The sequence below is a fragment of the Saccharopolyspora antiqui genome (genome assembly GCF_052246905.1).
GTDB lineage: Bacteria > Actinomycetota > Actinomycetes > Mycobacteriales > Pseudonocardiaceae > Saccharopolyspora.
On record NZ_JBQQBO010000001.1, the window covers coordinates 770,690 to 783,517 of the forward strand.

The 12,828-nt window shown below is 72.1% G+C and carries 14 protein-coding genes; 13 read left to right on the forward strand and 1 reads right to left on the reverse strand.

Translation table 11 applies throughout. The features are described 5' to 3' along the window. Positions 1-2: 2 nt before the first annotated feature. The 4 genes from ACTWQN_RS03400 to ACTWQN_RS03415 are packed head-to-tail and all read left to right on the forward strand — an operon-like array spanning position 3 to position 2,800. Positions 3-410 (forward strand): acyl carrier protein, encoded by a 408-nt coding sequence (locus ACTWQN_RS03400; RefSeq protein ID WP_443201818.1) that lies wholly within the window; start codon positions 3-5, stop codon positions 408-410. 11 nt (positions 411-421) lie between these two features. Further along, entirely contained in the window at positions 422-1,009 is a 588-nt protein-coding gene (locus tag ACTWQN_RS03405; RefSeq protein ID WP_443201819.1) for an SIS domain-containing protein, read from the forward strand. Next, positions 1,006-1,623, forward strand: a complete 618-nt coding sequence (locus tag ACTWQN_RS03410) for a class I SAM-dependent methyltransferase (RefSeq protein WP_443201820.1) — start codon at positions 1,006-1,008, stop codon at positions 1,621-1,623. The genes ACTWQN_RS03405 and ACTWQN_RS03410 overlap by 4 nt, the downstream gene beginning before the upstream one ends. A 10-nt stretch (positions 1,624-1,633) precedes the next feature. Continuing rightward, complete coding sequence (locus ACTWQN_RS03415) at positions 1,634-2,800, forward strand: glycosyltransferase family 4 protein (protein WP_443201821.1); 1,167 nt, start codon at positions 1,634-1,636, stop codon at positions 2,798-2,800. Positions 2,801-2,851: 51 nt separating this feature from the next. Here the strand turns inward: ACTWQN_RS03415 and ACTWQN_RS03420 are convergent, their stop codons facing one another. Continuing rightward, positions 2,852-3,601 (reverse strand): hypothetical protein, encoded by a 750-nt coding sequence (locus ACTWQN_RS03420; RefSeq protein ID WP_443201822.1) that lies wholly within the window; start codon positions 3,599-3,601, stop codon positions 2,852-2,854. 217 nt (positions 3,602-3,818) lie between these two features. On the opposite strand from ACTWQN_RS03420, the gene ACTWQN_RS03425 reads away from it, so the two are divergent. From ACTWQN_RS03425 to ACTWQN_RS03465, 9 genes are read left to right on the forward strand one after another with little or no spacing between them, the layout of a single operon-like run. Next, positions 3,819-4,943, forward strand: a complete 1,125-nt coding sequence (locus tag ACTWQN_RS03425; RefSeq protein WP_443201823.1) for a DegT/DnrJ/EryC1/StrS family aminotransferase — start codon at positions 3,819-3,821, stop codon at positions 4,941-4,943. 22 nt (positions 4,944-4,965) lie between these two features. Further along, positions 4,966-5,526, forward strand: coding sequence for an NUDIX hydrolase (locus ACTWQN_RS03430; RefSeq protein WP_443201824.1), 561 nt, complete (start codon positions 4,966-4,968; stop codon positions 5,524-5,526). Continuing rightward, the gene (locus ACTWQN_RS03435; protein ID WP_443201825.1) at positions 5,523-6,227 is read left to right on the forward strand and encodes a sugar phosphate nucleotidyltransferase; all 705 of its coding nucleotides are present in this window, start codon (positions 5,523-5,525) and stop codon (positions 6,225-6,227) included. The genes ACTWQN_RS03430 and ACTWQN_RS03435 overlap by 4 nt, the downstream gene beginning before the upstream one ends. Positions 6,228-6,241: 14 nt before the next feature. Beyond that, complete coding sequence (locus ACTWQN_RS03440) at positions 6,242-7,507, forward strand: B12-binding domain-containing radical SAM protein (RefSeq protein ID WP_443201826.1); 1,266 nt, start codon at positions 6,242-6,244, stop codon at positions 7,505-7,507. A 3-nt stretch (positions 7,508-7,510) separates the two neighbouring features. Beyond that, positions 7,511-8,374 (forward strand): glycosyltransferase family 2 protein, encoded by an 864-nt coding sequence (locus ACTWQN_RS03445; protein WP_443201827.1) that lies wholly within the window; start codon positions 7,511-7,513, stop codon positions 8,372-8,374. Continuing rightward, entirely contained in the window at positions 8,359-9,960 is a 1,602-nt protein-coding gene (locus ACTWQN_RS03450; RefSeq protein WP_443201828.1) for an alpha/beta fold hydrolase, read from the forward strand. The genes ACTWQN_RS03445 and ACTWQN_RS03450 overlap by 16 nt, the downstream gene beginning before the upstream one ends. Beyond that, a complete protein-coding gene (locus ACTWQN_RS03455; RefSeq protein ID WP_443201829.1) occupies positions 9,960-10,346 on the forward strand; it encodes a ferredoxin family protein in 387 nt (128 codons plus the stop codon). The genes ACTWQN_RS03450 and ACTWQN_RS03455 overlap by 1 nt, the downstream gene beginning before the upstream one ends. A gap of 5 nt (positions 10,347-10,351) precedes the next feature. Further along, positions 10,352-11,734: a phosphohexomutase domain-containing protein gene (locus tag ACTWQN_RS03460; RefSeq protein WP_443201830.1), complete on the forward strand. Its 1,383-nt coding sequence runs from the start codon at positions 10,352-10,354 to the stop codon at positions 11,732-11,734. Continuing rightward, positions 11,731-12,810: a methyltransferase gene (locus tag ACTWQN_RS03465; protein ID WP_443201831.1), complete on the forward strand. Its 1,080-nt coding sequence runs from the start codon at positions 11,731-11,733 to the stop codon at positions 12,808-12,810. The genes ACTWQN_RS03460 and ACTWQN_RS03465 overlap by 4 nt, the downstream gene beginning before the upstream one ends. The last annotated feature ends 18 nt before the right edge of the window (positions 12,811-12,828 follow it).

The window sequence follows — 12,828 nt, forward strand, 5'->3', positions numbered from 1 at the left end:
CCATGACCACACCCGAAGCGCCCCTGGCGGACACCGGCAGCGCGGGACCGGGATGCGCGTGCTCGGGCGACACGAGCTGCGGTGGAACGGGCACGGCGAACATCGGCGCGGATAGCGCAGCCGCCGCGGGTGCGGGCGGAAGTGCCGGTTCCGTCGCGGAGTGGACGCGGGGCCGGCTGGCCGCGTTGAGCGACCCGGTGCGCTCCCCGGCGGAGCTGTCGGGGTCCCTGTGCCTCGTCGACGATCTCGGGGTCGACTCGCTGGGTTTCATCGAGACCCTGGTGGCCTACGAGGAGGAGTTCGGCGTCCGGCTCGACGAGGAACGGCTGCTGTTGTCCGCCTACGGCACCGTCGCCGACCTCACCGAGCACCTGGCCGCGGTCGCCGACAGCGCCCGCGCGGCGCGGTGACGGGGGCCGCCATGGGCCCCGAGGACTACCGGGCCGCGCTGCTGGCCGCTGTCGGCGATTTGGACATGGACGAGGTGCGCGGCGCCGCCGACCGGCTGGCGGCGGCGTGGGCACGGGGGGCGACCGTGTTCGTCGTGGGCAACGGCGGCAGCGCGGCAACCGCGTCGCATATGACGTGCGACTTGGCCAAATCGGCAACGGTCGGCCTGTCGCCGGGGGTGCGGGCGGTGTCGCTGCACGATGCGGCCGCGGTGACGGCGTGGGCCAACGACGTCGCCTACGAGGCGGTGTTCGCCGCGCAGTTGGCCACCCAGGCGCGGCCGGGAGACCTGCTGGTCGTGATCAGCGCGAGTGGTAACTCCCCCAACGTGCTGCAGGCCCTGGTGACGGCGAAGGCGCACCGGGTGGAGACCCTCGCGCTGCTCGGCTTCGACGGCGGGTCGGCGCTCGCGTTGGCCGACCACGCCATCGTGGTCGGGTCAGCGCACTACGGCGTGGTCGAGGACGTGCACTTGGCGATCAACCACATGGTCACCGAGATCCTGGGCGCTCGGTTGGCGGCGTTGGCCTCGGCCGCACAGCCCGGAGGTCCGCGGTGACCGCGCCTTGGGACGAGCGGGCGGGCAGGCCCGGTCTGCACTCGGTGTTGTCCAGCCGGTGGACCGACGACCAGTGCGCAGCGGTCGACCGCGAGCAGAAGGACCTGATCGCCAGGATGGTGCCGGGCCTGGCCGAGGGTGCGGTGCTCGACCTCGGCTGCGGTGTGGGCAGGCTGACGGCGTGGGCGGCCGGGCAGGCACCGTGGACGCTGGGCGTCGACCAGTCCCCCGTCATGATCCGGCGGGCGCGCGCCGCCGTGGCCGGGTTGCCGGGGTGGGCCGCGGTGGCGGGCACCGACCGCCTTCCCGTGGCCGACGGCTCGTTCCGCACAGTGCTGGCCGTGTTCACACTGCAGCATGTGGTCGACGACGAGCGGTTCGCGCGGTCAGTGCGGGAGATCGGCCGGGCGGTCGCGCCCGGTGGGGATGTGCTCGTGGTGGACGGCTGCGCCCCCGACGGGGCGTCCAGGGACGTGTCCAGTTCGAGCACGTCGACCGTGGTGCGGCCGTTGTCGGCGTTCACCGCGCTGGCGGAGGTGGCCGACCGAATCGCGGTCGAAGGAGTGGATTACGTCGGCGACCGGTACCTCGCCCAACTGTGGCGGGCGCGATGAGGAGGCTGCCGTGCGGATCTGGTTCCTGACCCCGACCTTCCCCCCGGTGTGCGGGGGTTCGGAAACGCAGGTGCTGACCCTGGGCGCAGGTCTGGTCCGGGCCGGCCACGACGTGGGCGTGCTGACCGAGCGGTATCCGGGGTCGGCCGCCGAGGAGGTGGTGCGCGGTGTGCGCGTGCACCGGGTGCGCACCGACTCGCGGGAGTGGGACGCGGCGGACCGGGTGCCGTGGGAGGAGCGGGTGTTCGGCCTGCTCGGCGCGGCCGAGACGCTCATCCGGCCGGGCGAGGTGGACGTCCTGCAGACGTTCTGCCAGGTAGGTGCCCTGCTGGGGGCGATGATGAAGGACGGGCTCGGCTGTCCCCTGGTGTCCACGATGAACGAGACGACGCCGCACACCGACCCCTTCGGCGCCGCCCGGTCCCGGTTGGTGTTCGCTGCCCTGCCGCACGATGCCGTGGTCGCGGGGAGCCTCGCCTACCGGGACCAGGCGCTGGGGTACGGAGCTGATCCCGACCGGGTGCACGTGGCCCGCTTCGGTGTGGAGGAGGAGCACTTCACCGATGCCGATGTGCGGGCGGCCCAAGCGTGGCTGGGCGCGGGCGACGGGCCGGTGGTGCTGCTGGTGGGCCGCTACAAGGCCCGCAAGGGACAAGCGGAGCTGGTGCGGGCCATGGCGCGGGTCGCGCGGAGGCATCCAGCGGCGCGGGCGGTGCTGGTCGGGTCGCTCAACTGCGCGTCGGAGTCCTACCGGGACGCCCTGGTCGCCGAGATCGACGCCCTCGGCCTAGCGGACCGGGTGCTGCTGCGCACGTCCGACCGGCCTGCCGGGTCGATGGCGGCCCTGTACGCGGCCGCCGACGTCGTCGTGCAGCCCAGTCACGCCGAGGGACTGGGCCTATCGGCGATTGAGGCCGTGATGGCCGGTGTGCCCCTGATCGCGTCGACCATTCCGGGCCTGTCCGAGGTGCTGGACTCGTGTCCCGGCACGGTCGGCGTGCCCGCTGGCGATGTGGACGCACTGGCCGAGGCGATCGGCGCAGTGCTCGCCGATCCCGAGGCCGCCGCGCGAAACGCCGCCAAAGCACGCGCGGCGGCGCGCGCGGAGTTCGGTGCGGACGGAATGGTGGAGCGCTACCTAGTGGTGTACCAGCAGGTACGTGGCGGTGCCCGGTGATGCGGGCAACCCGCCGCTCCAGCGCGAAGAGGCGGGCCGCCCTCGCCGGTGCTAACCCTCGCGGGCTCGCAGGCCCGCGAGGTCCTTGACCTGGGACGCGATGGCCGGTGTCGCGATCACCACGCAGCCGCGCCGGTAGCCGGTCTCCCGCTCAGCGGGGCAGGCGGGCCAGAACACCTGCGCGCCGCGGAGCGCCTGCTCGCCGAGGTAGTCGAGGGAGAGTTCGACCTGGCCGTAGGTATCGAAACCGTAGCCGGGGTCGTCCGGGACTTTGAAATCGTCGACGACGATGATGGCCATCGGCCACGTGGCGGTGATGAAGTCCACTTCCTCGCGCAATGGGAGATCGGCGTTCCAATGCGCGTCGAGGTAGAACAATACTGGGCGCGAATGCGGCAGCTCGCCGGTGCGGGAAAGCGCGCGCAGCGCTTCCCTCGAATCGAGATTAATCACGTTCACTTCGTCCAGGTGGCGGAATTGGACGGCCGCCGCCCTGGCGAATGAAGTGTTTTTCTCCGCCGTGTAAACTCGTTTACCGAAAATGTGCCACAAAAACCGCGTCGTGGCGCCCCGGTAGGTGCCGGACTCGAATACCGCGGCGGGCTCGGTCGCGGCCACCAGGTCGCGCATGAGCTGCTGGCGGGCGTGCTGGCCGTTGCATGGCTCCAGCCACGGACCGTCGAGCCAGGGCACGGCCTGGCCGATGGCTTCGGCCACCGCGGGAGGCAGCGGCCGGGAGACCGTGTCGTAGATACGGATTATGGTCGATTTCACCGGCCGAGGGATCATCTGGCGTGCCACGAAACTCCGCCTTTCACAATGGGCATGGAGCTGGACAGGTGTCACGAGCGTTCTCTTGCTAATCGATTCCACGGACGGGTGTCAAGTCGATGCATCACCCGGAAAGCGGGTAATCACGCCGCGGCGCGGCTGATATGTTCGACGACGGGACAAATCCGGCACTTCTGCGGAATTACCCGCGAAAACCCACCCGACCATCGGGCAAGTGGAGGTGCGCATGTTCAACGTCCCGGCTGTCGAAATCGAGGTGGACGACGCCCAGCGCGCCGCGGTCATGTCGAAAGTGGGCGGACTGCTCGCGGCGGGCCGGTTCTCGCAAGGCGACAACGTCGCCGCCTTCGAGACCGAGTTCGCCGAATTCACCGGGGCTGGCGAGGCGGTCGCGGTCGCCAACGGGACCACCGCGCTGGAACTCGTCTTCCGCGCGGTCGACGTGGCTGGCCGGGAGGTACTGGTGCCCGCGGGCACCAACTTCGCGACTTACGTCGCCGCCGAGCGGGCCGGGGCCAGAGTGCGCCTCGTCGATGTCGACCCCCGCACTCTCGCGCCCACTGTGGACGGAGTGCGAGGAGTGTCCACATCGAACACCGCCGCGGTCGCGCTGGTGCATACCGGCGGCATCGTCTCCCCGGAGACGCCCGCGCTCGCGAAGTGGTGCGCCGACGAGGGGATCGCGCTGGTCGAAGACTGCGCACACGCGCACGGCAGCACCCTGGACGGGCGGCACGCGGGCCGGTTCGGGGTCGCCGGGGCGTTCTCGTTCTTCGCCACGAAGGTGATGACGACCGGCGAGGGTGGCATGGTCGTGACCGATGACCCGGCGCTGGCCGCCGAGGTGCGGCTGCTGCGCAACCTGGGCAAGGAATCGCCGTGGGTGAGCACGCACGCCCGGATGGGCTGGAACGCCCGCTTGCCCGAACTGGCAGGTGTGCTGGGCCGCGCCCAGCTGGCGGCCCTGCCCGCCGCCGTGGCCGCTCGCAGGCGTGTCGCGGACGGGTACGCGGCGGCGCTGCGTGACATCCCAGCAGGCGAGTTCCTCGATCCCGGCCACCCCTACAGCGGGTACAAGGCGATCCTGATGCTGGCCCCCGACCTCGACCGGGAGGCGATCAAGGCGGCGCTACGCGAACGGGGTGTGCAGGCGGCGGGTGAGGTGTACGCGACCCCACTGCACCACCAGCCGGTACTGGCCGACCGCCACCGCGGCGAACAGCACGCGGGCGCCGAGCTGGCCTGCGCCCGCCAGCTGTGCCTGCCGATCTACCCGACCCTCGACGACGCACGCCTGGCGCACGTGGTGGCCGCGCTCGCCGAGGCGGTCGCCCACGCCCGCGCTGCTTGAGCTCCACACCGGAGGTGCACACATGACCCACGCTGTTCCGGCGGACGCGCCCGGCGTCAGCGCCCGGACCGCATTCGAGTCGCCCTGGCTGACGGTGCGGGCGGCTCGGCTCACCGGTGCGGACGCCGACGGGCGCACCTGGTACTACGTCGTGCACCCCGGTTGCGCCCAAATCCTCCCGATCACCGCGACCGGGCGAGTGCTGCTCATCCGCTCGTGGCGGATCGCGGTGCGCCAGTGGTGCGTGGAGGCCCCCGCCGGGCGCCTTGAGCCCGGCGACTCCCCCGCGACGGCCGCGCGCAGGGAACTGGCCGAGGAGGTCGGCGCAACCGGCGGCGAGCTGGTTCCGCTCGGTCCGGTGTTGCCGTCCAGCGGGAGTTCCACGGAGGTCGTGCACCTGTTCGCGGCGATCCGCGTCCAAGAAGGGCCGCCTCGACCGCATGGCGGCGAACGCATCGAGCCCTTCCCGGTCTACCCGGCCGAGGCCGTCGCCATGGCCGCCGACGGGCGCATCTCCGACGGCCCGACGGTGGTGGCGCTGCTGCGGGCGGAGCGGCTGGGCCTGCTGGGTGGTACCCGGTGACCGCGCGCCAGGCCGTCGTGTTGGCAGGCGGGCTGGGCACCCGCTTGGGGCCGTTGGCCGAGCGGGTGCCGAAGGTGCTGCAGCCCGTGGACGGACGGCCGTTCCTGCACCTCATGCTGGAGCCGGTGGTGCGCGCGGGCCTGCGTCGCTTTCACTTCTGCCTCGGTCATCTCGCCGAGCAGGTGTTGCCCGAACTGGCGAAGGTGCCCGGCACCGCGACCGCGACGGTCGACCCCGAACCGCGCGGCACGGCGGGCGCGTTGCGGGCCGCGCGGTCAGCGTTGGACGAGACCTTCCTGCTCGTGCTCGGCGACACCTACCTCGACGTTGACTACGCCGCCGTCGCGGCCGCGCTGCCCGGTGACGCTGGCGGGCTCATGGTCGTCACCTCCGCCGACAGCGGGGTCACCCGGAACACGATTGTGCGGGCGGGGCGGGTGACCAGCTACGACAAAAGTGCGGGCGGCGCCGGATGGACCGACACCGGGGTGTGCGTGCTGCGCCGTACTGCGCTCGACGGGCTCGACGGGCTGCCCGATCCGCTCGACCTCAGCACGCTGTTCCGCGCTCTGATCGCCCACCGAGAACTGGCTGCATGGCAAGTGGCCGCCCCCTTCATCGACATCGGCACCCCGGAGCGCTACGCGCGGCTGCGCGACGCCGTGGACACGACGGGGAGCCCCGTTTCCACCCAGAGCTGACCCGAGGAGGCAGCGTGCGCATCCTGTTGATCGAACCGTCCGTGTACACGCCGGACGGACTGGACAAGCGGGAGATGCGGCCGTCCCAACTGATCTCCCTGACCCTGCCGTACCTGGCCGCTCTCGCCCCGAAGGACTGGACCGTCGAACTCGTCTACGAGATCTGCGAAGATCTCGACGACTACGACCTGGGCAGCTACGACCTGGTCGGGATCACGACTCAGACCATCCAGCTCAGGCGGTCCCTGGAAATCGCCAGGATGGTGCGGCGGGCGGGGACCCGAGTCGTCATCGGCGGACCGGTGACCGTGGAAGACGGGCACGGCCTGGTGCCGGTGATCAGCCGGTTCGCCGACTCCGTCGTGGTCGGCGAGGCCGACGTGCTGTGGCCCGTCCTGCTGGCCGACCTCGCCCGAGACGAGCTGAAGCCGCTCTACCAGAGCGACGAACTGGTGCCCATGGCGGGCCATCCGCTGCCGCGCTTCGACCTGGTCGACTTCAGCAAGATCGAGCAGCCCTACTTCCTGCCGTCGTTCACCGCACGCGGGTGCCCGCGCCGCTGCAGCTTCTGCAGCGAGTTCCTCTACAGCAAGTGGCGCTACCGCCCGGTGGACGACGTCCACGCCGAGCTCACCGCCTACCGGGACGTGTTCGACATCCCGCGCGTGGTGTTCCGCGACGACGACTTCTTGGTCTTCCCCAAGCGTTCCAACGAACTGCTGGGCAGGCTCAAGGACGAGGGCATCGAGTGGGGCTGCCAGACCGACTTCAACCTCTCCCGCCACCCCGACGTGGTCCACTCGGCACTCGACGGCGGGATGCGGGTGGTCTCCTTCGGGGTGGAGAGCGTGCGCGAGGAGAACCGGGTTTTCACCGAGAAGACGTTCTTCACCATCCCCGAGGCCGAGGACCTGCTGCTGCGGCTGTACGAGGCCGGGGTGGAGACCCAGGTCAACGTGATCTTCGGGTTCGACTGGGACGACCCGGAAGTCTTCGACGAGACCTTCGAGTTCGCCATGCGCACCAAGGTGTCGCGACTGTTCCTGAGCGTGCTCTACCCGATCCCCGGCACCCCGCTCTACCAGCACCTGGCCGAGGAAGGACGATTGCTGGAGAAGCGTCCACAAGGGATAGACGACCCGCTCGCGGTGACCTTCGTGCCCAAGCGGATGAGCGCAGCGCAGTTGGTGGCGGGCTACCTCGACGTGGAGCGCCGGTTCGCCGAGGCCGACCTGTCGGACCGCAACTACTGGCTGGGTCGCGACATGGTCGTGGTGTGAGCCGTGTCCACCGTGCGGACCAGCGTGGTGGTGCCGACCCGCGACCAGGCGGGCAGGCTGGCGGTGACCCTGGCGGCGTTCGGCGCCCAGGACGCCGACCCCGGCTCGTGGGAGCTGGTGGTGGTCGACGACGGCTCGGTGGACGCGACGAGGGCCGTGCTGTCCGCCGCCGCTGGCGACCTCCCGCTGCGGGTGCGTTGCACATCCGGTGTCGGTCGGGCGGCGGCCCGCAACGTGGGCGCGAGCGCGGCGGTCGGCCGCCTGCTGGTGTTCTGCGACGGCGACCGCGCGCCCGTTCCGGGGTTCGTGCGCGCCCACGAACAGGCCCACGCTGGCGCTGACAGCGCCGACGTGGTCGTGGTGGGCGGTATCCGCGAGCGCTACCTGTCGGACTTCGACGCCCAGATCGACCTGCTACGGGCGCAGTTCGCCACGGGCGCGGGCGGGCCGCGGGCGCGTACACCCGCGTTCGTGCGCCGGGTCACCGCCGTCTACGACGCCGACGGCCGCACCGGGCACCCGGCCCGGTGGCTGACGTTCCTGGCCGGGAACGTGTCGCTGCCCGCGCGGTTGTTCGATCGAGTGGGCGGGTTCGACGACGACTTCACCGAGTGGGGGCTCGAACACTTCGAGCTGGGCTACCGACTGGCGCGGCTGGGCGCGGAGTTCCGGTTGTGCGAGGCCGCCCGCAACGACCACTTCGCCCACCGCCGCCCGGACGGCTTCTACCGCGACAACCTGGCCGCCTCGGCGGCCAGGTTCCAGCGCCGCCACCCGGAGGTGCCCGCCGACCTGCTGCTCGAACTGACCCTGGGTGGACTGACCCCCGACGACTTCGACCGGAGGCTCGCGTGCGCACCGGAGTGAGGCAGTACTTCATCGACCCCGGCCCGGTGTGCGTCGTGCGGCACGACGCCGCCCCGGACGCTCCGACGGTCGTCTTCGTCACCGGCCTGGGCACCGGGATGAGCGAGCCCCGCTACCTGTGGTCGATCCTGGCCCGCGACCTGGCCGCGCGGGGGGTCAACGCGGTGCAGTACGACCACCCCGGGCACGCCGACAGCATGCTGGGCGAACGGCCGCCGCTGCTGGACGACCTGCGAGCCGCCGCGGCGGCCGTGGTCGCGCACGTCCCAGGTCCGGTGCACGTCGTCGGATACGGCGTGGGCGCAGTGCTGGCCGCCGAACTCACCGCGCGGGGCGCCGTCGACTCGTGCGTGCTGGTGTGCCCCGACACCGCCGCGTGGGCGGCCGGGTCCGCGCACCTGGCCGGGCGGGTGCGGGTGCCACCGGAAGCCCTGGCCACCCACCCGGCGAGCCGGGCCCTGGTCGACGCAGCGGTGGGCGAGCCGTACCAGCCGCCGCAACCGGCGGGTGCGGTCGTGCCGGACCTGCTCACCGCGGCCGCCCGAGCGTCCGGTCCGGCCTTCGCCGACCTGCGCGACACCTGCACCACCGTCGTCGCGGCCTCCGAGGCCGACACCTCGTACGCCCGGTCGACGGGGTTGCGCTGCGTTCGAATCGACCACGAACCAACGGCGTCCGCGCCCTCGTGGCACTGGGAGCACGGCCCCCGCGCGGCCGTCGCCGACGCCGTGATCCGGCACGTCGCGGAGGGCGGCGGCACGACGCGGCCCGCCGTCCCCGCGCATGTCCAGGAGTCCGTCGCGGCCCCGGACGGGAGCCGGGTGTCGTCGGTGGCGTTCGAGTCCGACGGCGATCGGCTGTTCGGTGTGCTGCACCAGCCCCCGGGCGACGGACCGTGGCCGGTGTGCCTGGTGTACGAGCCGGGCAACCCCGGTCAGCGGGTGGATATCCACGAATGCGGCGTGCTGCTCGCACACGCGGGCGCGGCTGCGGGCCTACCGGCGTTCCGCTACGACAGCCGGGGCACCGGGGTCAGCGAGGGCACCTTCACCCATTCGACATGGGCACGGCGGATGGACGACTTGCGCGCGGCGGTGGCGCGACTGCGGGCCGACGGTGTCGCCGAGCGGTTCGTCGTAGTCGGCAACAGCGCGGGCGCGCGGCTGTCGGTCATGGCCGCCGCCGAGCCGTGGTCGGCCGGGGTGGTGCTCTGGGGGCCGATCCTGGCCGAAGAAGACGACGCCGGTACCCCGGCTCGCCTGCACCGGGTGGACGGCACCGTCGCCGCGTCGTGGTGCGGACTGTGGCTCGGCGTGGCGTACCAGCGCGACGACCGCAGCCGCGACTACCTGGCCCTGCTCCGTGCATCCCCGATGCCGGTGTGCGCGGTCTTCGGCACCGAGGAACTCGACGTCCCCCTCATGCGGCCGGTCATCGACGAGGTCGCCCGGCATCCGGAGTGGCCGCTGGTGGTCGTCGACGGCAGCCACGGCTTCAGCGCCGCAGGACTGGCCGACGCAGTCGCCGCGACCGTCTCGTGGGCCGCCGCCTTGCCAGCCCCGATCACCAGTGGAGGTGCGCCCTGATGCCCAACCAGCCGAAGCAGTCCAAGGACTCCCCGCGCGGACAGCGCGTCGCTGACAGAGAACGCCCGCGCCAGTGGCGCAAACCCCCACTGCGCATCGAACAGTCCGAGTGCATCAGCTGCGACGCCTGCGTGGAGGCGTGCCCGTCGCAGTTCGGCGCCGTGTTCAACCTCGGCGACGGCATGGCGATCCTGCCGGAACTGTGCTCGGGCTGCGGGCAGTGCCTGCCACCGGTGTGCCCGGTGGACTGCATCTACCCGGACGAGGACTGGTCGCCCGCGCCGGAGCAGTGGTGGCGGGAGCCGTTCAGCCCGCATGACCCGTACGTGCTGGCGGACGGCTCGAAACGGCCGCCGGTCAACCCGCCCCGCATCCGTCGCTGGTGATCGGGATGGACGCGGACGAGTCGGGTCTGTTGGGCGCGGTGGTACGCAGCTACGACGTCCGGGGGGTCGCGGACGCGGAACTGGACGAGGACCTGCTGCACAGGTTCGGCGCGGCGTTCGTCCGGCTGACCGGGGCGAGAGCGGTCGTCGTCGGACAGGACATGCGCGCGTCGTCGCCGCGGTTCGCCGACGCGTTCAGCGGCGGAGTGCGCGAGCGGGGCGCCGATGCGGTGCGGATCGGGCTGGCCAGCACCGACCTGCTGCACTTCGCCTCGGGCGTGCTCGGATTGCCCGGCGCGATGATCACCGCCAGTCACCACCCGCCGCGCTACAACGGGGTCAAGTTGTGCCGGGCAGGCGCGATTCCGGTCGGCGCCGACAGCGGGCTGGGCGACCTGGCCGCGCTCGTGCTGGCAGGGCAGCGGCCCGCCGCCAGGGCGGGCCGGGAGTTGACCGCCAGCGTGGTCGACGCCTACCGGGAACGGCTGCTGTCGCTGGCCGCACCGCCGCAACGGCCGCTGACCGTTGTCGTGGACGCCCTCAACGGGATGGGTGGTATGACGGTGCCGCTGGTGCTCGATGGGCTCGGGGTCAAGGTCGTACCGCTGCACTTCGAAGTGGACGGCGCGTTCCCCGGCGCCGACGCGGACCCGACCGCATCCGCCAACACGGCCTGGTTGCGGGCAGAGGTCCAGCGCGTGGGCGCCGACCTCGGGTTGGCGTTCGACGGCGACGCCGACCGTTGTGTTGTCGTGGACGAGACCGGCACCCAGGTGCGGCCGTCAGCGGTCGGCGCGGTGCTGGCCGAACGGGCGCTGGACCGCGTGCCCGGCGCGACCGTGGTGTCCACTGCGGCCACCTCCCCTGCCCTCGCCGACACCGTGATCGGGCTCGGCGGCAGGCACGCGCTCAGTCCCGTCGGGCACTCCAACGTCAAGCGGACCATGGCCGAAACCGGCGCCGTCCTGGGTGTCGAACACTCGGCCCACTACTACTTCGGGGAGTTCTTCAACCTCGACTCCGGCCTGCTGGCCGGACTGCACGTGCTGGGCGCGGCGGACGGCGGCACCCCGGTGTCGGCGCTCACCCGGCGCCACGTCCGCGGCGCCGCGCTGCCGGAGACCACGATCCCGGTCACCGACCCGGTCGAGCGGCTGCGCGCCGTGCACGCGGTGTTCGCGGCCGTGCCGAGCGCGGCCGTCTGCGTGGTGGACGGCGTCTCCGCGCGCCTGTCCGACGGCGCCTGGTTCAACCTGCGGTCCTCGAACACCGAGTCCCGCTCGCGGCTGCGGCTCAACGTCGAGGCCGCCACCGAAGAATCGGCGCGCGCGCTGGGCGACCGGGTGCGCGGGCTCGTCACCGACGACCAGGAGGAACAGAGCCGATGAGCACGACGGAACAGCCGACCGACACCGCACAACCAGCCGACACCGCCGACTCGATGGGCAGGCTGTGGCAACTGGCCTTCGGGTCCATGCCCGCGCAGATCATCCACGCCGCCGTCCGGCTCGGGGTGCCCGACGCGCTCGCGGCGGGCGCGCGAACCAGCGCCGACCTGGCCGGGCGAACCGGTGCGCACGAGCCGTCGTTGCGCCGTCTGCTGCGCGGGATGGCGGCGGTCGGGATCGCGGCGGCCACCGAAGGCGGCTACGAACTGACCCCCATGGGCCGGCCGTTGTGCGCCGACGCACCGGACTCGGTGCGCGACATGGTGCTGCTATTCGCCGGTGAGGCGATGTGGCGCAGCTGGGGCGAGCTGGCCGAGACGGTGCGCAGCGGCCGCAACGGGTTCGAGCGCATCCACGGTCTCCCCTACTTCGAGTACTACGCGCAGCAGCCCGACGAGTACGCGGTGTTCAACGGCGCCATGGGCGCCGACACCGCCGGGGCGGCGCCCAGCCTGGCCAAGGGCTACGACTTCAGCTGGTGCACCACGGTCGTGGACGTGGGCGGCGGCAACGGGGCGCTGCTCGCCGAGGTCCTGTCCGCGCACCCGCACCTGCGCGGCATCGTGTTCGACCGGGCTGAGGGCGTCGCCCAGGCCGCCGGGCACCTCGACGCCAAGGGGGTGGCCGACCGGTGCGCGGTGGCCGCGGGGAACGCCTTCGAGAGCGTCGTCGCGGGCGGCGACTTGTACGTGGTCAAGAGCGTGCTGCACGACTGGGACGACGACAGCGTGCGCAAGATCCTCGGCAACATCCGCGCCGTGCTGCACGACCAAGGCCGGGTCGTGGTGATGGAGCCGCTCATGCCCGGCGATGACGCCGACCTCGGGCCCGCCCACGGCATCGTCACCACCGACATGGACCTCCTGGTCACCACTCGGGGCCGGGTCCGCACCGAAGCCGAGTTCGCCGGGCTGTTCGCCGACGCGGGCCTGCGCCTGACCTCGGCGCGCAAGCTGGCCGACCACGGCTACCTGGAAGCGCAGTACCACAGCCTGATCGAGGGCGTGCCAGCGTGACCGCGCCCAGGACGGAGA

What these genes read in the sequence shown, in the direction of transcription:
- ACTWQN_RS03405 (WP_443201819.1), top strand. Translation starts at nt 422, where the DNA reads ATGGGCCCCGAGGACTACCGGGCCGCGCTGCTGGCCGCTGTCGGCGAT.
- ACTWQN_RS03455 (WP_443201829.1), top strand. Translation starts at nt 9,960, where the DNA reads ATGCCCAACCAGCCGAAGCAGTCCAAGGACTCCCCGCGCGGACAGCGC.
- ACTWQN_RS03460 (WP_443201830.1), top strand. Translation starts at nt 10,352, where the DNA reads ATGGACGCGGACGAGTCGGGTCTGTTGGGCGCGGTGGTACGCAGCTAC.
- ACTWQN_RS03425 (WP_443201823.1), top strand. Translation starts at nt 3,819, where the DNA reads ATGTTCAACGTCCCGGCTGTCGAAATCGAGGTGGACGACGCCCAGCGC.
- ACTWQN_RS03430 (WP_443201824.1), top strand. Translation starts at nt 4,966, where the DNA reads ATGACCCACGCTGTTCCGGCGGACGCGCCCGGCGTCAGCGCCCGGACC.
- ACTWQN_RS03465 (WP_443201831.1), top strand. Translation starts at nt 11,731, where the DNA reads ATGAGCACGACGGAACAGCCGACCGACACCGCACAACCAGCCGACACC.
- ACTWQN_RS03400 (WP_443201818.1), top strand. Translation starts at nt 3, where the DNA reads ATGACCACACCCGAAGCGCCCCTGGCGGACACCGGCAGCGCGGGACCG.